This window comes from Pigmentiphaga daeguensis (assembly GCF_039523035.1).
Lineage (GTDB): Bacteria > Pseudomonadota > Gammaproteobacteria > Burkholderiales > Burkholderiaceae_B > Pigmentiphaga > Pigmentiphaga daeguensis.
The window spans coordinates 1-18,349 of the sequence record NZ_BAAAEN010000028.1 but is presented as its reverse complement, the minus strand read 5'-3'; the positions used below and the strand labels follow the sequence as shown (position 1 = coordinate 18,349).

Genomic DNA, 18,349 nt, shown 5'->3' with positions numbered 1-18,349 from the left:
CCCCGCTCCTGGTTCAGGCCGCGAAGAAGGCGAAGCGGATCAGGAACAGGATGGCGATCAGCCAGGCCGCGGGATGGATTTCGCGGATGCGGCCGGTGCATGCCTTGAGCACGACGTAGCTGATGAAGCCGAACGCCAGGCCGGTGGCGATCGAGTACGTGAAGGGCATGGCCAGTGCCGTCAGCGCGGCGGGGATGGCTTCGGTGATGTCGTCCCACTTGACGTCGATCAGCTCCCGCATCATCAGGCCGGCCACGTACAGCAGCGCGGGCGCGGTGGCGTAGGCGGGCACCGAGCCGGCCAGCGGCGAGATGAACAGCGCGGCCAGGAACAGCGCGCCCACCACCAGGGCCGTCAGGCCGGTACGGCCGCCGGCCTGGACGCCCGAGGCGCTTTCGACGTAGGCCGTGGTGCTGCTGGTGCCCAGCAGCGAGCCCGCGGTGATGGCGGTGCTGTCGGCCAGCAGGGCGCGGCCGATGCGGTTCTTGCCCTCGGCCAGCAGGCCGGCGCGCTTGGCCACGCCCATCAGCGTGCCGGTGGCGTCGAACACTTCGACCAGCACGAACACCAGCACCACGTGCACGAAGCCCATGTGCAGCGCGCCCAGGATGTCCAGTTGCAGGAAGGTGGGCGCCAAGCTGGGCGGGGACGAGAAGACGCCGTGGAATTCGTTGATGCCCAGCACCATGCTGAGCACCGTGATGATCAGGATGCCCAGCAGGATCGCGCCGCGGACCTTCAGCGCATCCAGGATGGCGATGATGAAGAAGCCGAGTATGGCCAGCAGCGGGGCGGGCTTGTGCAGGTCGCCCATGGTGATCAGCGTGGCGGGGCTGGCGACCACGATGCCGGAGCTGCTGAGCGCGATGATGGCCAGGAACAGGCCGATACCGGCCGCGATGGCGCTGCGCAGGGAAGGCGCGATGCCGGCGATCAGCCAGCTTCGCACGCCGGTGACGGTCAGCACGATGAAGATGACGCCCGAGATGAAGACCGCGCCCAGCGCCTGCTGCCAGGTGAAGCCCAGGGTCGCCACGACGGTGAACGCGAAGAACGCGTTCAACCCCATGCCCGGCGCCATGCCGATGGGGTAGTTGGCCACGAAGGCCATCATCAGGGAGCCGATCGCCGCCGCGATGCAGGTGGCGGCGAAGACGGCGCCCTTGTCCATGCCCGTGGTGGACAGGATCTGCGGGTTGACGAAGATGATGTAGGACATGGTCAGGAACGTGGTGATTCCCGCCAGCAGCTCGGTGCGAGCATTGGTGCCGTGTTCGTGGAGTTTGAATAGGCGCTCTAGCATGGTGGCTTCCAGGTACGTGGACGAAGTGGGAAGCCATGCGCAGCGCCTGGTGCGGCGCGTCGCCATTGCTTGGCGCGTGCCGGTCTCGGCCCGTCGACGGCCTGCCCCCCAGGCGCATATTAGGGGCGGTTCATCAAAATGAAAAGCCAGGTCTGGCGGGACTTCTGGCGGGATGCCCGAGGCATCCCGCCCGAGGGCGGCGGCCGGCGGCGCGCCGCCCGCGGCGGGTCAGCGCTCGCCTTGTTTCTTGAGCTGGATGTCGTTCCTGACGTCCTGGACGCCGTCGATGCCGCGTGCCACTCTCACGGCGGAATCGATCTGCGCGGAGTCGTCGGCCGAACCGGACAACTGCACCACGCCATTGACCGTCTTGACCTTGATGCTCAGCGATTGCGTGGCTTGTTCCTTGAGCAGCGCGGCCTTGACCTTGGTGGTGATTACCGTGTCGCTGGCGAACTTGCCCGCCGACTCCTTGGTGGCCTGGCCGTCGCCCTGGGCCATGGCCAGGGGCGCGGCGGCCGAGAAGGCTGCAATCATGGCGGCGATCATCAGGTTGCGTGTCCTCATCGATCTCTCCTTGAAAGCGGCCGTTCCGGCAAGGCGGATGTGGCCGGTGCTTTCAACATACGGGGCCGGTCCGCCGGGTGTCAAAGCAGCCTGTGTGCATTTGTAAGCCGTGGCGCCGGCATGGCCGGCCCCACGCGGGCGGTCCGTGCAAGCCGTCACGATTGCAAGGGATGCGTGGCACATGTAACGCGGTCGAGCGGCCACGCCGCCGGGGCGCCTACAATGAGCGCTCTTCTGGAAATCCCATGTTCAGCTATCGCCATGCCTTCCACGCCGGCAACCATGCCGACGTGCTCAAACACCTCGTGCTCGTGCAATTGCTGCGCTATTTCGCGCAGAAGGACGCGCCGTACTGGTACGTCGACACCCACGCGGGCGCCGGGATCTATGCGCTGGAAGGGGACTGGGCGGGCAAGAACGCCGAGTTCGAGACCGGCATCGCGCGCCTGTGGACGCGCGACGACCTGCCCGGCATCGTGGCCGAATACGTGGACGAGATCGCCGCCTTCAACGAGGACGACCTGCTGCGCCATTATCCCGGGTCGCCCTTCATCGCCGCCCAGGCGCTGCGCGAGCGGGACCGCCTGCGCCTGTTCGAGCTGCACCCCACCGAGATCGACGTCCTGCGGCGCAACTGCCGGCAACTGGGCCGGGAGATCGAGCGCCACACCATGATCTACGCCGCGGACGGCTTCGAGGGCGTGAAGGCCTTGTTGCCGCCCCCCACCCGCCGCGGCATCGTGCTGATCGACCCGTCGTACGAGGACAAGCGCGACTACACCCGTGTCCTCCAGTGCCTGGAAGAGGGCTTGAAGCGTTTCGCCACCGGCTGTTTCGCGATCTGGTATCCGCAGGTGCAGCGGCTCGAATCGCAGCAACTGGCCGGAAGGCTGGCGCGCGTGCCGGGCCGGTCCTGGCTGCATGTCAGCCTGACCGTGCGCAAGCCTTCGGGCGACGGGCTGGGGCTGTACGGCAGCGGCATGTTCATCGTCAACCCGCCGTGGGTGCTGGAGTCGGCCCTGAAGGAAATCATGCCCTGGCTGACCGGCGTCCTGGCCCAGGACGCCGGCGCCACGTTCACGCTGGAAAGCCGCGAAGGCTAGGGGCCGCCCCCTTCAAAAGTCCGCCCCTCAAAAGAAAGGCGCCGCGGGCAGAGACTCCCCGTCCGCCGGTCACGCCGGGCCCTCTCGATTCGAGAGGGCCCGGTTTTTTTATGCATGAATTCAGTTGAATTCAATTGAATTCAGGCATAGCATCGCACCTTCGATACGATGATTGAGGCCCCGCCGCATGAGACTTGCCACTTTTACCGTTCCCGCCGAATCTTCCGCTGCCCGCGTCGGCGTGCTGTGCAAGGACCGCATGCTCGACCTGGCGCGCTGCGCGGCCGCCGTGGAGCCGCGGGAGGCCGCTTTTCCGTATTCCATGCGGGCGCTGCTGGAGGAGGGCGACGCCGGACTGGCGCGCGCGCGCCGGTTGCTGGACGCGGCGTCGAGCGACGCCGCGCTGCGCGAGCGCCATGCCTATGCGCTTGACGATGTCCGGCTGCTGCCGCCCGTGCCCGATGCCGAGAAGTTCCTGTGCGTGGGCAAGAACTACCGCACCCATCTCGAAGAACTCAAGCGCACCGATCTGATCAAGGAATTGCCGGAGGAGCCGACGGGCTTCATCAAGCTCAACGCCTGCCTGGTCGGCCAGGACGCCGAGGTGGAGCGGCCGGTGGACGTGGCGCACCTGGACTACGAGCCCGAACTGGTGTTCGTGATCGGCAAGCCCGCCTATCGCGCGCGCCGCGAGGACGCCTTCGGCTACGTGGCCGGGATCACCATCCTGAACGACCTGACCTGCCGCGATACCCAGAAGCGCGAAGTCGCATCGGGGTCGCGGTTCTGGACCGCCAAGAACGCCCCGGGTTTCGGTCCGCTGGGGCCGTACATCATCACCATGGACGAAGTGCGCGACGCCTACGACATCTGGGTGACTTGCCGCGTCAACGGCGAAGAGCGCATGCGCGTCAATACTTCCGACCAGATCTGGAAGCTGCCGGACATCGTCGAGCATTTCTCCAGACTGCTGCCGCTCAAGCCCGGCGACATGTTCTCCACCGGCGCGCCCGGTGGCGTGGCGGTGGGCAAGCCCAATGCCGACGAATTGTTCCTGAAGCCGGGGGACGTCGTGGAGTGTGCGTTCGAGGAGCCCGCCATGGCCCTGCGCACCCGCATCGTGGCGGCGCGTTGAACCTCGCCGGGAAGATCAAGAACGACGCCCGGCGGTTGTTTTCATTGGAGGAGGTGGATCATGAAATGTGCTATCGATACGGCACGCCGCGCGGCGGCCTTGCTTGCGTGGGCCGTGGTGCTGCCCACGCAGGCCCAGGCGCAAGCCTTTCCGTCGCGGCCGGTCACCATCGTGGTGCCGTTCCCGCCCGGAGGCGGGGCGGATACGTTGGCACGCATACTGGGCGCCCATCTGACCAAGGTCTGGAAGACCCAGGTAATCGTGGACAACCGGCCCGGCGCCAGCGGGCATATCGGTGCCAATTTCGTGGCGCGGGCGCCAGCGGACGGCTACACGCTCATGATGAGTTCGACCGCCTCGCTCGACAAGAAGAACGTCGGGCAGTTCGCGCCCATCTCGCTGGTGTCGGCGTCCGCCTATGTGGTGGTGGTCAATCCCCGCCTGGGCATCAACAGCATCAAGGAACTGGTGGCCAGGGCCAAGGCCGAGCCCGGCAAGCTGAACTTCGGCTCGTCGGGCGTGGGCGCGGCCTCGCACCTGTCCGTTGAGCTGTTCAAGGAAGTGGCGGGCATCGAGATGATGCACGTGCCCTACAAGGGCACGGGCCAGGCCGTGACCGATCTCCTGGGCGGGACGCTGAGCCTGATGTTCGCGCCGGCGCAGACGGTGATGGGCTATGTCGATACGGGCCGCCTGAAAGCGCTTGCCGTGACGAGCGCCGAACGCTCGAAGGCCTTGCCCGGCCTGCCCACGGTGGCCGAGGCGGGAGTGCCTGGCTATGCGGCGGTGGGCTGGTTCGGCCTGCTCGCGCCGGCTGGCACGCCCGCCGCGGTAATCGACAAGCTCAACAAGGACGTGAACGCCGCGCTGCGCGAGCCCGAGATCGTCAAGCAGATGATGGAGCACGGCGCCGAGCCTTCCCTGACGACGCCGGCCGAGTTCGGGACCTTCATCCGTGCGGAACTGGAGCAGTGGACCCGCCTGATCGACAAGCTGGGCATCGTCGTGGGCGGATGAGCGCGTCCAGATGGGCAGGCCCTAGTCGGACTGCCGATTGAGCAGATAGCTGACGCGGGCACGCTGTCCGCCGGTCAGGTGGCGCACCATGGCGGCGCGTGCGCCCTCGACGTCGTGCGCGGCGATGCATTCGACCAGTTCGGCATGTTCGGCGTACGCGTCCTGCAGGCGCTTGGGGTTGGTGGCCGTGGCTGGTCCCAGCAGGATCATGGGCGTCTGCAGGGCGCGCAGCGTGCTGATCACATAGCGGTTGTGCGCCGTGCGGTACAGCGCGTTATGGAAGCGCCGGTTGTGGCGTTCGCGCTCGATGGGATCGTTCAGGACGGAGCGCTCGAACTCGAGCATCTCGCGCAAGACGTCGATCTCGGCGTCGGTGGCGTTCTTGGCCGCCATGCCGACCGCCGCCGGCTCGATCACGAAGCGCAGCGCATAGAGCTCGTTCACCATCTGATGATCGAGTTCGGCGATGACGCGGCCAAGATAGGGCTGGTGCACGATCAGGCCGTCGGTCTCGAGCCACGCGATGGCTTCGCGGACCGGCGTGCGGCTGATGGCCAGCCGGTCGGCCAGGGCGTTCACGCTGACGCGGTCGCCCGGCTTGAGGACGCCGGTCTCGATGGCTTCCTGCAATTGCCGATAGGCGGCCTGGCCTAGCGATTCAGGCTTTTTTTCTGGGGTGTGTGGCATGGATCTACCGCTCGACGAGGAGGTACGGGCTGGGCGGTCGTAATGGTGCCACGTTTCGTGCTTGCGGTGGTTCGAGGGGCCGTTCCCGGGGGCAGGCCCCTTGTGGGGCCTGCATGCGCCAGCGTCAGTCCGCCCGGATGTTGTTGCTCCGGATGATGTTGCCCCACAGCGCGATCTCGCTCGCCACGTAGGTGGCGAAGTCGCGGCTGCCGCGGAACTCCACCTGGACACCGGTCTTGCGCATGACCTCGGCCACCGCCGGATCTTCCAGCGCGCGGCGATTGGCGTCCTCGAGCTTCTGCACGACGGCCGCGGGCGTACCCGCGGGCGCGAACACGCCGGCCCAGGTGGCCGACACCACCGAGGGGTAGCCCTTCTCGGCGAAGGTCGGCACGTCGGGCAGGGCGAAGTGGCGCGCGGGCGCGGCCACCGCCAGCGCGCGCGTCTTGCCCGCGCGCAGGTTGGGCAGCGACACCGCCACCGTGTCGAACATCATGGTGATGTTGCCGGCCAGCAGGTCGAGCGAGGCCGGGGCGCCGCCCCGGTAGGGGACGTGCACGAGATCGACCTTCGCGGCCTGCTTGAACAGTTCTCCCGCCAGGTGCAGCGAGGTGCCGTTGCCGGCGGAACCGTAGGTCAGCTTGCCTGGCTCGCGTTTGGCCTGGGCGACCAGGTCCTCGACCGACCGTATGCTGGAGGCGGCGTTGACCGCCAGCACGTTGGGCACCGAGCCCCAGTGGGCCACGGGAACGAAGTCCTTGACCGCGTCATAGGGCAGCTTGGCGTAGAGCGAGGGATTGACGCCGTGCGTGGCCGAGGTGCCGACCAGCAGCACATAGCCGGTGGGGGCCGCCCGCGCAACCTGCTCGGCGCCGATGTTGCCGCCTGCGCCGGGCTTGTTCTCGATCACGATGGGCTGGCCGAGTTCGCGGCTGAGCGCCGCGCCCATGGCGCGGGCCATCTGGTCGATGGCGCCGCCGGGCGCGAACGGGACGATGAGCTGGACCGGCCGGGACGGGTAGTCCTGCGCGGCGGCGGTCAGCGGATGGCCGGCGAAGGCGCAAGCGAGGGCCAGCGCGAGCATGCCGGTCCGCCGCCCGGAACGGAGGGGCGAAGTCATGGTTTGTCTCCTGAGATCGTTCTAGGTCGTTGTAGTCGAGCCGGGCCGCAGCACCCGGCGAGGGGGTCAGCCCTGGGATTCCTTTTTGGCTTCGTGTTCGGCGATGTTGGCCAGCAGTTCGGCGCCGCGGTTGGCGGCCGAGAGCCCGCGGAACAGGAAGCACAGGCTGACGACGGCCTGCATTTCCTCCCAGGTCGCGCCGGCGCGGCGCGCGGCGATGCCATGCAGGACGGCGGCGTCGCTCAGGTCCATCAGCAGCATGCCGAACAGCATCAGCTGCGCCGTTTTCACGTCGAAGCACTTGGGATACATCGCGTGCTCGCGCATTTTTTCCTGCAGGTCCACCAGCTTGGGATCGAGCGCGCCGGTGACGGCCAGGCGCGCCTCGATGCGGGGCGGGACGAAGCCGATCAGTTCCTGGTAGATGGCGGCGCGCTCATCCAGCGTTTGTGCGGTGTCGGCGTAGGACCCGATACGGGCGTCGACGGCGGCGCGATCGATGCGTTTGGGAAGCATGGGAAAATTCTCCTGGTTGTCGATTTTCGTTTATATTTATTTAAATCGATTTTATAGTCAATATCGATTTTATGCCTGACGCCGGTCCATGAGCACATCCCTGACCTCCCAATTGACCCAGTCGCTGCGCGACGAATTGTTGAACGGCACCTTCCGGCCGGGACAGCAACTGCGCTTGAACCAGCTCAGCCAACAATTCAACGTCAGCCTCAGCCCGCTGCGCGAGGCGCTGTCCCGGCTGGCGGCCGAGGGGCTGGTCATCGCGCAGGACCAGCGCGGCTACCAGGCTGCGCCCGTGTCCGTGCGCAACCACCAGGAGATCACCGAACTGCGCACCATGCTGGAGCCGCACGCGCTGCGGATTTCCATGCAGCAGGGCGGCGAGGACTGGGAGGTCGCGGTGCTGGCGGCCCATCACCGCCTGCAACAGGTCGAGAAGCGGGCCGCTTCCGACCCCGGGGCGCTCGCCGAATGGGAGATCCGCCATCGCGAGTTCCACCTGATGCTGATCGGCGGCGGCCAGATGCCCGTGCTGGCCCAGTTCTGCGAGAAGCTGCTGGCGTTCTCCGACCGCTACCGCCGCATCTTCCTGCGCGAGCGCCCGCTGGACCGCGACATTCCCGACGAACACGAGGCCATCCTGCGCGCCACCCTGGACCGCGACGAGGCGCGCGCCAGCGAACTGCTGGCCCAGCACATCGGCCGCACGGCGGCCAATATCGCCATCCTGCTCGAACAGTGGGAATCCGGCGACGATGCCGCCGCCTAGGTTTGAGCGGGGTTGTGCCGATGCCATAATGCCTGGCATGGAAATGGTTTTCATCTATGGACCCGTCGCATCCGGCAAGTTGACCGTTGCACGAGAGCTCGGTCGCCTGACCGGTTTTTCCGTCTTCCACAATCACCTGATTGTCGATGCCGTGGCGTCCGTGTTCCCCTTCGGTACCGAACAGTTTGTCAGGCTGCGGGAACGCATGTGGCTTGACATGATGCACGAGGCCGCGGTGGCCGCGCGCTCCCTTGTCTTTACGTTCGCGCCGGAGCCGTCGGTTGCCGAGGGCTTTGCCCTGCGTGCGCGGGACGTCGTGGAAGCCGCCGGTGGCAGGACACGGTTTGTCCGATTGAGCGTTCCCGCGGCCGAGCAGGAAAAACGTCTGGTCGCGCCGAGTCGTGCCGAGTTCGGGAAGCTGCGGTCGCTCGATCTTCTGCGGGAGTTGCGCGAGCAGTTTGCAGCGTCCGAGCGGGCCATGCCGGAGCCGCAAGTAGCCATCGATACCTGCACGCTGGCTCCCGCGGACGCGGCTCGCGCGATCGTCAAGGCACTGGCTTTGCCCTTGGCATCCACCAAATAAGAAAGGCCCGCGGGGCGAACCCCGCGGGCCTTGGACCGCCAACCCAGCAACGGAATCAGGCGGGCACTGCAGCCGTTTCCGGCGCATCGGCTTCCACCGACGAGCGGATCAGGTGATCGAAGGCGCTGAGCGCGGCCTTCGCGCCTTCGCCCGCGGCGATGATGATCTGCTTGTACGGCACGGTCGTCACGTCGCCCGCGGCGAACACGCCGGGCACCGAGGTCTGGCCCCTGGCATCGACCTCGATTTCCCCGTGCTTGCTCAGCGCCACGGTGCCCTTGAGCCATTCGGTATTGGGCACCAGCCCGATCTGCACGAAGACACCCTCGAGTTCGATGTGGTGCTCTTCGCCCGATTGCCGGTCCTTGTACGTCAGGCCGTTCACCTTCTTGCCGTCACCGGTGATCTCGGTGGTCTGCGCCTGGGTGATGACCGTGACGTTGGACAGGCTGTTGAGCTTGCGTTGCAGCACGGCATCGGCACGCAGCTCGGGGGCGAATTCCAGCAGGGTCACGTGCTCGACCAGGCCGGCCAGGTCGATCGCCGCTTCCACGCCCGAGTTGCCGCCGCCGATCACGGAGACGCGCTTGCCCTTGAACAGCGGGCCGTCGCAGTGCGGGCAGTACGCCACGCCGTGGTTGCGGTACTCGCGTTCGCCCGGCACGTTCACCTCGCGCCAGCGCGCGCCGGTGGACAGGATGACCGTGCGGCCCTTGAGCACGCCGCCGTTGGCCAGCCTGACCTCGATCATCTTGGCGCCCGGCACCAGGGCCTCGGCGCGCTGCACGTTCATGATCTCGACGTCGTAGGCCTTGACGTGTTCTTCCAGCGCGGTGGCGAACTTGGGCCCTTCGGTCTCCTTGACGGAAATGAAGTTCTCGATCGCCAGCGTGTCCAGGACCTGGCCGCCGAAGCGCTCGGCCACGACGCCGGTGCGGATGCCCTTGCGCGCCGCGTAGACGGCAGCAGCCGCGCCCGCGGGGCCGCCGCCGACGATCAGCACGTCGTACGGCTCGCGCGCGCTGAGCTTCTCGGCGTCGCGCTGGCCGGCGTTGCTGTCGAGCTTGGCAAGGAATTCCTCCACGCTCATGCGGCCCTGGCCGAACACTTCGCCGTTCAGGTAGACCGTGGGCACGGCCATGACCTGGCGCTTCTCGACTTCGTCCTCGAACAGCGCGCCGTCGATCGTGACCTGGCGGATGCGCGGGTTCAGCAGCGACATCACGTTCAGGGCCTGGACGACCTCGGGGCAGTTCTGGCAGGACAGCGACACATAGGTCTCGAAGGAGAAGTCGCCGTCCAGGTTCTTGATCTGCTCGATCACGTCGGCATCGAGCTTGATCGGGTGGCCGCCGACCTGGAGCAGGGCCAGGACCAGCGACGTGAATTCATGGCCCAGGGGAATGGCGGCAAAGCGGATGCCGATGTCCTCGCCGGGGCGATTGATGGTGAAGGAAGGCTTGCGCTCGTCGTCGTCGCGTCGCTCGATCAGCGTGATGCGTTCCGACAGGCCGGCGATTTCCTTCAGGAGTTCAGCGAGCTCGCGAGACTTGTCGCCGTCGTCGAGGGACGCGACGATCTCGATCGGCTGCGTGATTTTTTCCAGGTAGGCCTGCAACTGGGTCTTGAGATTGGCGTCCAACATATTCGCTCCCTTCGCTCCGTATCTTGTGTTCTCGGATGGCGCCCGGCTCGCTTGTGGCGTGCCGGGCGGTACTGCCTTTCTACTGCTTGACTGCTACGTTCCGTGCCGGATGGCGGCCCCGCGGCGCGGCGCCGCCATCGAACGGCGGGCGGGACTTAGATCTTGCCGACCAGGTCCAGCGAAGGAGCCAGCGTCTTCTCGCCTTCCTTCCACTTGGCGGGGCAGACTTCGCCCGGGTGGTTGGCCACGTAGATGGCGGCCTTGACCTTGCGCAGCAGTTCCTTGGCGTCGCGGCCGATGCCTTCGGCGGTCACTTCCACGGCCTGGATCACGCCTTGCGGGTCGATGATGAAGGTACCGCGGTCGGCCAGGCCCTGGCCTTCACGCAGGACTTCGAAGTTCTGGGTGACTTCCCAGGTGGGGTCGCCGATCATCGCGTACTTGATCTTGCCGATGGCGGGCGAGGTGTCGTGCCAGGCCTTGTGCGAGAAATGGGTGTCGGTCGAGACCGAGTACACCTCGACGCCCAGCTTCTGGAATTCGGCGTAGTTGTCGGCCAGGTCTTCCAGCTCGGTCGGGCACACGAAGGTGAAGTCGGCCGGATAGAACACCACCACGGCCCACTTGCCCTTCAGGGTCTGGTCGGTGACTTCAATGAACTTGCCTTCCTTGAAGGCGGTCGCTTTGAACGGCTTGACCTGAGTATTGACTAGAGACATTGCGGTTTCCTCTCTTGCTGGGTTGAAAAGACGTATATGAATGGTATACGTCACTGGATAATTGATCAAATTGATTGATTCAATATGGTTGATCGTAAAATGCTATCGATCATCGTAGGCGACGGATGCTTCAGGAACGTGTCGGAGCAAGGCGCGGGCACCGTCCTGCGCCGCGCCGGATGGCAAAGGATATGAGGGCGAACCGCCCGTGTACAAGCGATGTTGCAGTTGGACGTGCCGGGCTCAGGACCGCAGCGAAGGCATGCGGCGTGCCGCCGGACCGGCGGCCTCGAGCATGCGTTCCAGCCATTGCGCGACGACGTCGCCTTCCGCAAGAACGGGAAAGTCGCTGACGCAGCGCGCCCACTGGAAGCCGCCGAAGACGATGTGGTCGGCATAGGCGGGAGCCTCGCCGCACAGGAAGGGCTGGGTCTTGAGCACCAGCCGCAGCGGTGTCAGGCTGGCCCGGAATTCCTCGACGCGGGTGTCGCGGTCGGCGCAGACGGCGGCCACGGGCATGCCCATGCGCTGCTCGCGGCTGCTGTGGAAGTAGGGCACGTCGTTTTCGTGCAGCGTGGCGGGGATGTCGACCAGCACCAGCCGCGTGAGCCCGGGCAGTTGCACGGAATCGGCCCAACTGTTGACGAACCTGGCGATGGCCTGGGCCTGCGGCCCGCCGAACAGCGACGGGGCATCGGGATAGGTCGTTTCAAGGTACAGCGCGATCTGCCAGGAGTCGGGCACGACCCGGTCGCCGTCGACCAGCACCGGCACGCGGCCCTGCCCCGAGAACGCGAGCTTGTCCTTTTCGGTGAAGCGCCACGGCACGGTTTCCACCTCCAGGCCCTTGTGCGCCAGCGCCAGCCGCGCGCGCCAGCAATAGGGGCTGAAGCGGAAGTCGGGATTGGCGCCGGCAAGGTCGTACAGGAGTCTGGCCATGGGTGCGGGTCTCGGGTGAAGGCGGGGAGCGACAACTATACCGCCGTGTGCGAGGAACGGGGCTTGCTGGCAGGAGCGGCCAACCGCACATCGAGTGAGCACATCATGGAATCGAAGAAAGAGGACGAGAAACTGCGCCCGTCGAACGAGCAGGGCGTGGGGCAGCTCGCGTCGCTGCCCGAAAGCACCGGTGCCGAGGACGGCGCGCCGCCATCCAGGCGGGCCGAGCACAAGCCGGCCACCAGCTACGACGGATCGCCGCAGCCGGACCCGCGGCAGGACCGGCCCGGCCTGAGCGCGCCGCAGGACGATACCCCCGCCGTTCTGGAGAAGCGGGAAGGGCCCAAATAGGGAACCGCGATCCGATGGCCGGGCTGCCCGGGTATGCGGATTGCTGAGCCACCAGGGTCTTCATCACAGGAGAATTGCCATGCATCGATTGCAGACCGCCGTATTGGCCGTTGCCCTGGCGTTCGGCGCCGGCTCGGCCGCCGCCGCCGATCTTGCCCGCAAGGACGCGCGCTTTCTACAAGATGCCGCGGAAAGCGGACAACTGGAGATCGGCGCCAGCCAGATCGCCGAGCGCAACGGCTCCCACCCCGATGTGAAGAGTTTCGCCAAGATGATGGTGGACGACCACACGAAGGTGGACGGCGAGCTGAAGACGCTCGCTTCCAGCAAGGGCGTGCAGCTGCCGGCCGAGCCTACCCGCAAGGTGCGTTCGGCGCTGAGCGACCTGCAGAAGAAGAGCGGCCCTGACTTCGACAAGGAGTACGCCGACGACATCGCGGTGGACGCGCACGAGGACGCGGTCAAGCTGTTCGAAAAGGCCGCCAAGGACGCCGAGGACGCGGATGTGAAGGCGTTCGCCGCCAAGACGCTGCCCAACCTTCAGCAGCATCTGGCCAAGGGCAAGGAACTGCAAAGCCTGATCAAGTCCACGCACGACAACGCCAAGATGAAACGGTAGACATCGTCCGGGCGGCGCCCCGGGTAAAGGGGCGTCAGAACAGGCCCGGCTGGCGGCGGCTCTCGCGCGGCGCCAGCCGGACCCCTTCGTGTTCCAGCAGCCAGACCTTGCGGTGCAACCCGCCGCCGTAACCGGTAAGGCTGGCGTTGGCGCCGATGACGCGGTGGCAGGGGACGACGATGCTGACCGGGTTGGCGCCGTTGGCCAGCCCCACCGCACGTACCGCCTTGGGCCGCCCGATGCGGCAGGCGAGTTCGGAGTAGCTGATGGTTTGTCCGACCGGGATGCGCCGGAGTTCGCGCCAGACGTCGCGCTGGAAGTCCGTTCCGGCGGTGGCCACCTCGAGGTCGTCGATGGCCGGCAATTCGCCCGCCATGTAGGCCTCCAGGCGCCGGCTGGCCTCGCTGGGGGTGTCTCTGTCGCGCAGCGCGTAACCCTGCTTGCCGTAGTGATGGCCGAGCAGTTCATGCATGCGCGGCTGGTAGTCTTCCCAATCGACCGCCCGCAGGCGGCCGTCGCCATCGGTCAGGATGAGCATCTGCCCCACGGGAGTGGGACGGTACTCCACGAACAGCGTCAGCATGGTCATGAGGAATGGCGGGCCGCGCGCAGCAGCGCGTCGCGCAGCACGAGCGCATGGTTGTGGTCCGGGTCCTTCGCGCCGTACAGCAAGGTGATCGGGCGGCCACCGGCATCGCGCAGCAGCGCGGACAATTCCTGCCGCTGCGCATCGCCGCCGAGCTCGGACGCATAGCGCTGGTGGAACTCGGCCCACCGGTCGGGACGATGGCCGAACCAGCGGCGCAGTTCGGGACTGGGCGCGAGGTCCTTGGGCCAGGCGTCGTAGACCAGGTCCTCGCGGCGGACGCCGCGGGGCCACAACCGGTCCACCAGGACACGGTAGCGGCCCGGCGCGACGTCCGCGTGGTCGTAGACCCGGTGCAATTCGATGTCGGGTTTCATCTCGGTGTTTCTCAAGCCAGGCGGCCGTCGCGAAAGTCGCTCAGCGCCTGGAAGATTTCCTGCTGGTCATTCATGACGAACGGTCCGTACTGCGCGATGGGCTCGCGCAGCGGGTGTCCCGCGATCAACAGCGCGCGTGCCGGTCCGCCATGCGCGGCCAGGACGACGCCGTCGGCCTCGGGCGTGTTGGCCAGGATGGCCATGCGGCCGGACTCGATCCGGGTGGCGCCGATGGCGACACTGCCTCGATACACGTAGACGAAGGCATTGTGGCCGGGAGGCAGGGGCTGCCGGAATTGCGTGTCTGCCGGCAGGTGCACGTCAAGGTAATACGGGTCGGTGGCGGGACGGGACACGGCGCCTTCGACACCGTGGCTGCGGCCCGCGATGACGGTTGCCTCGACGCCCGAGGCGGTTCTGGCGCGGGGCAGGTCCGCGGCCTGGAAATCGCGATACCAGGGCGTCGACATCTTGTCGCGCGCGGGCAGGTTCAGCCAGAGCTGGAAACCTTCCATCACGCCTTCTTCCTGCTGCGGGAGCTCGGAGTGGATCACCCCCCGGCCCGCGGTCATCCATTGCACGCCGCCGTTCTCCAGCAGGCCCTCGTGCCCGGCGCTGTCCCGGTGGCGCATGCGGCCCGCGATCATGTAGGTGATGGTCTCGAAGCCGCGGTGCGGATGGTCGGGGAAGCCCGCGATGTAGTCCTCGGGATTGTCGGTGCCGAACGCGTCCAGCATCAGGAACGGATCCAGGCGGCGTTGCAGGTGCTGGTCGATGACCCGGGTGAGCTTGACGCCGGCGCCGTCCGACGTGGCGCGCCCGGCCACGATGCGTTCGACGTCGCGGGGGTGGTCGACCGTTTCGGAAGCGGCGAGGGGGGTGGGCATGATGGACTCCTTCATAGCCATCCAGCATAGATCCAAGTTGGCGAGGGGGGCAAAACACTCGCGCTTGCTCTTGAAAAGGCGTCCCCCGATAATAGGGTTAAATGAAACAAATTGATAAATAAGCAACCGGGGGTATCGAATTGGGACGACTTTGTGAATTCTCGAATTTGCGGGCACGCGCCATGGCCGCCGGGTTGGCGGCGGCAGTGCTGGCCGCGCTGGGTGCCTGCGGCGGCGACGGGGCGGTTCCGCCCCCGGTCGATCCCTTGCAACCGTACCGCGACCAGGTCGTCAACTGGCAGGCCTGCGATCCCGAAACCCTGGGTGGCGAATCCCCCGCCTATATCACCCTGAGGGACCGCTTGAGCTGCGCGACCATACGCGTGCCGCTCGACTACTCGAATCCCACGAAGGGCGATGCCGTCGTGGCCGTGTCCCGCGTGGCGGCGGGCGAGCCCACGCAGCGGCTGGGCGCCATCCTGGTCAATCCGGGCGGCCCCGGCGGCGACGGCCTGGGCTGGTCGCTGAACCTGGCCGCGCTGTGGGGCAACGCCAGCGCGTCCACGACCACGGGACAACAGCTTCGCACGATCGTCCAGCGCTACGACATGATCGGCTTTTCGCCGCGCGGCGTAGGGGCCAGCAGCCGCATGTACTGCGGCACGAGCGGCATGCTCAGGCCGGAGCATCATAGTTCGGACCGCAGCGAGGCCAACGTCGCGGCCATGCTGTTCAATGCCAATGCGCTGGGCGATGCCTGCCTGCGCAATCCGCTGGTCAAGTACATCAATACCGACGCCACGGTCCGCGACATGGACCTGATCCGCGAACTGCTGGGCGACGCCAAGTTCAACTACGTCGGCATTTCCTACGGCACCTGGCTGGGTGCCTGGTATGCGTCGCTGTTCCCCGAGCGGGTCGGGCGCATGGTGCTGGACAGTTCCATGGACGTCACCGGCAACATCGACGTCAACGTCGTGATGCAGCCCATGGCCATGCAGCGGGTGCTGGACGAATTCATCGCGCCCTTCGCGGCCCGCCATCCCGACCGCTTCGGGATAGGCACCAACGCAGCCGAGATCGCGAACGTCTATCGCACCCTGCCCGAACCCATGCGGGTGGCGTTCGGCCAGCAGGCAAGCCTGCACGCGATCCTCAGCAAGACCCATCGCGTGGCCAAGGGCGCGCAGCTCATCGCTGCCGCACGCGGCATGAACCAGATCCTGACCGACAACCCGGACGACATCCGTAACTTCACGGTGCTGGACGCGAAATTGATGGATTACGAGTTCGTGCCGGATTCCTTCGGCGACGATGCCGAGGTCCGGGGGCTGGCCCAGGCCATGCTGCAGCCGTATCTTCTGGCCTACGAACCGACGGCCTCGCCCGTGGAGCTCAGTACCTTCAACTCCGTGTTCAACACCGTGGTGTGCAACGACACGGTGGCCACGAGCACCGATCCGCAATACTGGGTGAAGCTGGGCAACGAGATGGCGGCCCGCTATCCCTACGAGGGCGGCTCGGTCACGCGCAGCCTGTGCGCGACCTGGGGCGGGCCTTCGGTCGCCAAGCCGCCGCTGTCGCGCGCCGGCTCGTCGGCTCCCATCCTGATGCTGCAAAGCGAGTTCGACGCCCAGACCGCGACAGAAGGCGCCCGGCGTTCTTTCGACCAACTGCCGCAGGCGCACCTGGTCCTGGTTACCGGCGCCTACTCGCATGGCGTGGTGCCGGAAAGCAATGCCTGCGTCGACGCGACGATCGGCACCTATTTCGCCAACGGCGTGGTGCCGGGGCGCAGCAGCACCTGCGCGGAGCCGCCGCTGCCCTACGAGGGAACGGCGGATGCCACCCGCATGGCCAAGACCAGTGCCGGCGAGACCGACGCGGCCGCCCAGGCGCGCGAGGCCCTGCGGCAGAGCCTGGACGCGATTGCCCACTCAGGCGCGCGGTTCTAGGCGGCCAGGCAGGGGCATTCCACCGCCCGGCTTCAGGCCGGGCGTTTTTTTTCGTCCCCGCGGTGCCTATTGCTTGCAGGGATAGGCGTCGCCCAGCGCGTTCACCAATATCACCACGGCGGGCAGGCCGTGATCCTGCGGCCGGCTGGCCAGCCGCTGCCGGAAGAGCTCGACCGTGCGTCCGGTGGACACATTGCCGGGCGCGCAGAACGGCAGCGGCGTCCTGGTGGCCATGGACTGGACGCGCATGCCGTCGATCGCGCCCATCACGAATGCCGAACAGCCCAGCGAGGCGTCTCCACTGGCGCCCGCGGCGCATTGTTCGTTCCAGAACGCGCCTGTCCAGGGTTCGGCGGCATGGGCCGGCCGGATCGCCAGCGCGGCGAACAATATCAGGGGGGCGGCGATTTTCATGGCAGTCATCGGTCGGGCGCAGGCTTCGCGAAGCCGGGCGCGGTTGAGTCGGAAAGGGGGGAATGGTCCTATTTGGCGCAGTTTGCCCGAGCCCGGTCGACATCGATCTTCCGCGCCTCCATGACCCGCACGAGCTGCAAGGTGGCGGTCAGGCAGGCATTGGCGGCGGGCGCGACGGTGCGCGGTCCGGCGTTCGGCCCGCCTGGCAACGAGGGCAGGGACGGTACCGCGGGAGCCGCACGCCCCGCCGACTGCGCACGCGCCTCGCAATAGGCGGCCTTCAGGTCGGCATCGCTCATGGCTTTCAATTCGTCGTCGGTGCGCGGCATGCACGAGGCCATGGCATTGTGCGCGGCCAGCGCGCAGGCGGCGAGGAGGGCGAGTCTCAGCATGGCGGTCCTGTATGGAGGGGGTACGCGATCCTGGACGGTCCGGCACGAGCGCGGACTGCCGTGGCAATGGCCATAGTATAAAAGTCATCCGCCCACCAACCGTACTCTTGCAAGTGCCGGAAAACATGCTTATTCGTTCGTACCGACCCGCCGACGAAGCGGCCATTATCGCCCTGTGGCAGGCCTGTGGGCTGACGCGGCCCTGGAATGATCCCAGGAAGGACATCGAGCGCAAGCTGACCGCGCAGCCCGAGTTGTTCCTCGTCGGGGAGTCCGACGGGGCGCCCATCGCGTCGGCCATGGTGGGTTTCGACGGACACCGCGGCTGGGTGTATTACCTCGCGGTGCATCCCGGCCACCAGCGATGCGGCCACGGCCGTCGCTTGATGGCGCATGCGGAACAGCTCCTGATCGAACGCGGGTGCCCGAAGATCAACCTGTTGGTGCGCACGGCCAACGGCCAGGTCATCGATTTCTACCGGGCACTGGGGTACGCGCAGGACGACGCGGTGAGCCTGGGCAAGCGGCTGATCCCCGATATCTGAGTCGGCGTTGCCTGGCGCGGCGGTCAGAGGTGGCTCCGGTTGTTTGGACAGTATTTTGAGATTTTAAGTGGAACGCTCCGGGCACATCATGCTGCCGTTTTAATCGCAGGCAGCATCGCG

At 66.7% G+C, this 18,349-nt stretch carries 22 protein-coding genes; 9 read left to right on the top strand and 13 right to left on the bottom strand.

Annotation, left to right across the window (positions count from 1 at the left end; all coding sequences use genetic code 11):
• Window positions 1-13: 13 nt before the first annotated feature.
• Both ABD104_RS25460 and ABD104_RS25455 read right to left on the bottom strand, forming a co-directional pair.
• Window positions 14-1,303, bottom strand: coding sequence for an NCS2 family permease (locus tag ABD104_RS25460; protein ID WP_343928429.1), 1,290 nt, complete (start codon window positions 1,301-1,303; stop codon window positions 14-16).
• Window positions 1,304-1,531: 228 nt separating this feature from the next.
• Window positions 1,532-1,870: a BON domain-containing protein gene (locus ABD104_RS25455; RefSeq protein ID WP_165963278.1), complete on the bottom strand. Its 339-nt coding sequence runs from the start codon at window positions 1,868-1,870 to the stop codon at window positions 1,532-1,534.
• A gap of 245 nt (window positions 1,871-2,115) precedes the next feature.
• On the opposite strand from ABD104_RS25455, the gene ABD104_RS25450 reads away from it, so the two are divergent.
• From ABD104_RS25450 to ABD104_RS25440, 3 genes are all read left to right on the top strand, one after another.
• Window positions 2,116-2,973 (top strand): 23S rRNA (adenine(2030)-N(6))-methyltransferase RlmJ, encoded by an 858-nt coding sequence (locus ABD104_RS25450; protein WP_343928428.1) that lies wholly within the window; start codon window positions 2,116-2,118, stop codon window positions 2,971-2,973.
• A gap of 187 nt (window positions 2,974-3,160) precedes the next feature.
• Window positions 3,161-4,108: a fumarylacetoacetate hydrolase family protein gene (locus ABD104_RS25445; RefSeq protein WP_087838223.1), complete on the top strand. Its 948-nt coding sequence runs from the start codon at window positions 3,161-3,163 to the stop codon at window positions 4,106-4,108.
• Between the two features lie 60 nt (window positions 4,109-4,168).
• Entirely contained in the window at window positions 4,169-5,125 is a 957-nt protein-coding gene (locus ABD104_RS25440; protein ID WP_087838224.1) for a tripartite tricarboxylate transporter substrate binding protein, read from the top strand.
• 21 nt (window positions 5,126-5,146) lie between these two features.
• On the opposite strand, the gene ABD104_RS25435 is transcribed toward ABD104_RS25440, so the two are convergent.
• The 3 genes from ABD104_RS25435 to ABD104_RS25425 all read right to left on the bottom strand — a co-directional run bounded on the left by ABD104_RS25435 (window position 5,147) and on the right by ABD104_RS25425 (window position 7,448).
• On the bottom strand, window positions 5,147-5,812 hold the full coding sequence (locus ABD104_RS25435; RefSeq protein WP_087838225.1) for a GntR family transcriptional regulator: 666 nt from the start codon (window positions 5,810-5,812) through the stop codon (window positions 5,147-5,149).
• A gap of 124 nt (window positions 5,813-5,936) precedes the next feature.
• On the bottom strand, window positions 5,937-6,932 hold the full coding sequence (locus tag ABD104_RS25430; protein WP_087838226.1) for a Bug family tripartite tricarboxylate transporter substrate binding protein: 996 nt from the start codon (window positions 6,930-6,932) through the stop codon (window positions 5,937-5,939).
• 66 nt (window positions 6,933-6,998) lie between these two features.
• Window positions 6,999-7,448: a carboxymuconolactone decarboxylase family protein gene (locus tag ABD104_RS25425; RefSeq protein ID WP_087838227.1), complete on the bottom strand. Its 450-nt coding sequence runs from the start codon at window positions 7,446-7,448 to the stop codon at window positions 6,999-7,001.
• A gap of 88 nt (window positions 7,449-7,536) precedes the next feature.
• On the opposite strand from ABD104_RS25425, the gene ABD104_RS25420 reads away from it, so the two are divergent.
• Both ABD104_RS25420 and ABD104_RS25415 read left to right on the top strand, forming a co-directional pair.
• Window positions 7,537-8,217 carry a GntR family transcriptional regulator gene (locus ABD104_RS25420; protein WP_087838228.1) on the top strand — a complete coding sequence of 227 codons (681 nt, stop codon included), beginning with the start codon at window positions 7,537-7,539 and terminating at the stop codon, window positions 8,215-8,217.
• 43 nt (window positions 8,218-8,260) lie between these two features.
• Window positions 8,261-8,800, top strand: a complete 540-nt coding sequence (locus ABD104_RS25415; RefSeq protein ID WP_243724621.1) for an AAA family ATPase — start codon at window positions 8,261-8,263, stop codon at window positions 8,798-8,800.
• Window positions 8,801-8,855: 55 nt separating this feature from the next.
• On the opposite strand, the gene ahpF is transcribed toward ABD104_RS25415, so the two are convergent.
• The 3 genes from ahpF to ABD104_RS25400 all read right to left on the bottom strand — a co-directional run bounded on the left by ahpF (window position 8,856) and on the right by ABD104_RS25400 (window position 12,103).
• Complete coding sequence (gene ahpF, locus ABD104_RS25410; RefSeq protein WP_087838230.1) at window positions 8,856-10,445, bottom strand: alkyl hydroperoxide reductase subunit F; 1,590 nt, start codon at window positions 10,443-10,445, stop codon at window positions 8,856-8,858.
• Window positions 10,446-10,600: 155 nt separating this feature from the next.
• On the bottom strand, window positions 10,601-11,164 hold the full coding sequence (gene ahpC / locus ABD104_RS25405) for an alkyl hydroperoxide reductase subunit C (protein WP_087838231.1): 564 nt from the start codon (window positions 11,162-11,164) through the stop codon (window positions 10,601-10,603).
• Window positions 11,165-11,407: 243 nt separating this feature from the next.
• Window positions 11,408-12,103, bottom strand: coding sequence for a glutathione S-transferase family protein (locus tag ABD104_RS25400; protein ID WP_338618264.1), 696 nt, complete (start codon window positions 12,101-12,103; stop codon window positions 11,408-11,410).
• Window positions 12,104-12,208: 105 nt separating this feature from the next.
• Here ABD104_RS25400 and ABD104_RS25395 point away from each other — a divergent pair, with 105 nt between their 5' ends.
• Both ABD104_RS25395 and ABD104_RS25390 read left to right on the top strand, forming a co-directional pair.
• Complete coding sequence (locus tag ABD104_RS25395; RefSeq protein WP_132980378.1) at window positions 12,209-12,454, top strand: hypothetical protein; 246 nt, start codon at window positions 12,209-12,211, stop codon at window positions 12,452-12,454.
• Between the two features lie 79 nt (window positions 12,455-12,533).
• A complete protein-coding gene (locus tag ABD104_RS25390) occupies window positions 12,534-13,073 on the top strand; it encodes a DUF4142 domain-containing protein (RefSeq protein WP_087838234.1) in 540 nt (179 codons plus the stop codon).
• A 34-nt stretch (window positions 13,074-13,107) separates the two neighbouring features.
• Here ABD104_RS25390 and ogt read toward each other — a convergent pair whose 3' ends face one another.
• Genes ogt through ABD104_RS25375 form a run of 3 tightly spaced genes read right to left on the bottom strand, consistent with a single transcriptional unit; the run spans window position 13,108 to window position 14,923 of the window.
• Window positions 13,108-13,662 (bottom strand): methylated-DNA--[protein]-cysteine S-methyltransferase, encoded by a 555-nt coding sequence (ogt, locus tag ABD104_RS25385; RefSeq protein ID WP_176400689.1) that lies wholly within the window; start codon window positions 13,660-13,662, stop codon window positions 13,108-13,110.
• Window positions 13,659-14,036: a DUF488 domain-containing protein gene (locus ABD104_RS25380; RefSeq protein WP_087838235.1), complete on the bottom strand. Its 378-nt coding sequence runs from the start codon at window positions 14,034-14,036 to the stop codon at window positions 13,659-13,661. The genes ogt and ABD104_RS25380 overlap by 4 nt, the downstream gene beginning before the upstream one ends.
• 11 nt (window positions 14,037-14,047) lie before the next feature.
• Window positions 14,048-14,923, bottom strand: coding sequence for a pirin family protein (locus tag ABD104_RS25375; protein ID WP_087838248.1), 876 nt, complete (start codon window positions 14,921-14,923; stop codon window positions 14,048-14,050).
• Between the two features lie 182 nt (window positions 14,924-15,105).
• Here ABD104_RS25375 and ABD104_RS25370 point away from each other — a divergent pair, with 182 nt between their 5' ends.
• Window positions 15,106-16,878 (top strand): alpha/beta hydrolase, encoded by a 1,773-nt coding sequence (locus ABD104_RS25370; RefSeq protein WP_087838236.1) that lies wholly within the window; start codon window positions 15,106-15,108, stop codon window positions 16,876-16,878.
• 66 nt (window positions 16,879-16,944) lie between these two features.
• Here ABD104_RS25370 and ABD104_RS25365 read toward each other — a convergent pair whose 3' ends face one another.
• Both ABD104_RS25365 and ABD104_RS25360 read right to left on the bottom strand, forming a co-directional pair.
• Window positions 16,945-17,292 (bottom strand): Rap1a/Tai family immunity protein, encoded by a 348-nt coding sequence (locus ABD104_RS25365; protein WP_087838237.1) that lies wholly within the window; start codon window positions 17,290-17,292, stop codon window positions 16,945-16,947.
• 68 nt (window positions 17,293-17,360) lie between these two features.
• Window positions 17,361-17,684, bottom strand: a complete 324-nt coding sequence (locus ABD104_RS25360; RefSeq protein ID WP_087838238.1) for a hypothetical protein — start codon at window positions 17,682-17,684, stop codon at window positions 17,361-17,363.
• 125 nt (window positions 17,685-17,809) lie between these two features.
• Here ABD104_RS25360 and ABD104_RS25355 point away from each other — a divergent pair, with 125 nt between their 5' ends.
• Window positions 17,810-18,229: a GNAT family acetyltransferase gene (locus ABD104_RS25355; protein ID WP_087838239.1), complete on the top strand. Its 420-nt coding sequence runs from the start codon at window positions 17,810-17,812 to the stop codon at window positions 18,227-18,229.
• Window positions 18,230-18,349: the final 120 nt, after the last annotated feature.

Excerpts from the sequence above, each read along its gene's own strand:
- ABD104_RS25460 (WP_343928429.1), bottom strand. The coding sequence starts at position 1,303 with ATGCTAGAGCGCCTATTCAAACTCCACGAACACGGCACCAATGCTCGC.
- ABD104_RS25455 (WP_165963278.1), bottom strand. The coding sequence starts at position 1,870 with ATGAGGACACGCAACCTGATGATCGCCGCCATGATTGCAGCCTTCTCG.
- ABD104_RS25450 (WP_343928428.1), top strand. The coding sequence starts at position 2,116 with ATGTTCAGCTATCGCCATGCCTTCCACGCCGGCAACCATGCCGACGTG.
- ABD104_RS25445 (WP_087838223.1), top strand. The coding sequence starts at position 3,161 with ATGAGACTTGCCACTTTTACCGTTCCCGCCGAATCTTCCGCTGCCCGC.
- ABD104_RS25440 (WP_087838224.1), top strand. The coding sequence starts at position 4,169 with ATGAAATGTGCTATCGATACGGCACGCCGCGCGGCGGCCTTGCTTGCG.
- ABD104_RS25435 (WP_087838225.1), bottom strand. The coding sequence starts at position 5,812 with ATGCCACACACCCCAGAAAAAAAGCCTGAATCGCTAGGCCAGGCCGCC.
- ABD104_RS25430 (WP_087838226.1), bottom strand. The coding sequence starts at position 6,932 with ATGACTTCGCCCCTCCGTTCCGGGCGGCGGACCGGCATGCTCGCGCTG.
- ABD104_RS25425 (WP_087838227.1), bottom strand. The coding sequence starts at position 7,448 with ATGCTTCCCAAACGCATCGATCGCGCCGCCGTCGACGCCCGTATCGGG.
- ABD104_RS25420 (WP_087838228.1), top strand. The coding sequence starts at position 7,537 with ATGAGCACATCCCTGACCTCCCAATTGACCCAGTCGCTGCGCGACGAA.
- ABD104_RS25415 (WP_243724621.1), top strand. The coding sequence starts at position 8,261 with ATGGTTTTCATCTATGGACCCGTCGCATCCGGCAAGTTGACCGTTGCA.
- ahpF (WP_087838230.1), bottom strand. The coding sequence starts at position 10,445 with ATGTTGGACGCCAATCTCAAGACCCAGTTGCAGGCCTACCTGGAAAAA.
- ahpC (WP_087838231.1), bottom strand. The coding sequence starts at position 11,164 with ATGTCTCTAGTCAATACTCAGGTCAAGCCGTTCAAAGCGACCGCCTTC.
- ABD104_RS25400 (WP_338618264.1), bottom strand. The coding sequence starts at position 12,103 with ATGGCCAGACTCCTGTACGACCTTGCCGGCGCCAATCCCGACTTCCGC.
- ABD104_RS25395 (WP_132980378.1), top strand. The coding sequence starts at position 12,209 with ATGGAATCGAAGAAAGAGGACGAGAAACTGCGCCCGTCGAACGAGCAG.
- ABD104_RS25390 (WP_087838234.1), top strand. The coding sequence starts at position 12,534 with ATGCATCGATTGCAGACCGCCGTATTGGCCGTTGCCCTGGCGTTCGGC.
- ogt (WP_176400689.1), bottom strand. The coding sequence starts at position 13,662 with ATGACCATGCTGACGCTGTTCGTGGAGTACCGTCCCACTCCCGTGGGG.
- ABD104_RS25380 (WP_087838235.1), bottom strand. The coding sequence starts at position 14,036 with ATGAAACCCGACATCGAATTGCACCGGGTCTACGACCACGCGGACGTC.
- ABD104_RS25375 (WP_087838248.1), bottom strand. The coding sequence starts at position 14,923 with ATGCCCACCCCCCTCGCCGCTTCCGAAACGGTCGACCACCCCCGCGAC.
- ABD104_RS25370 (WP_087838236.1), top strand. The coding sequence starts at position 15,106 with ATGGCCGCCGGGTTGGCGGCGGCAGTGCTGGCCGCGCTGGGTGCCTGC.
- ABD104_RS25365 (WP_087838237.1), bottom strand. The coding sequence starts at position 17,292 with ATGAAAATCGCCGCCCCCCTGATATTGTTCGCCGCGCTGGCGATCCGG.
- ABD104_RS25360 (WP_087838238.1), bottom strand. The coding sequence starts at position 17,684 with ATGCTGAGACTCGCCCTCCTCGCCGCCTGCGCGCTGGCCGCGCACAAT.
- ABD104_RS25355 (WP_087838239.1), top strand. The coding sequence starts at position 17,810 with ATGCTTATTCGTTCGTACCGACCCGCCGACGAAGCGGCCATTATCGCC.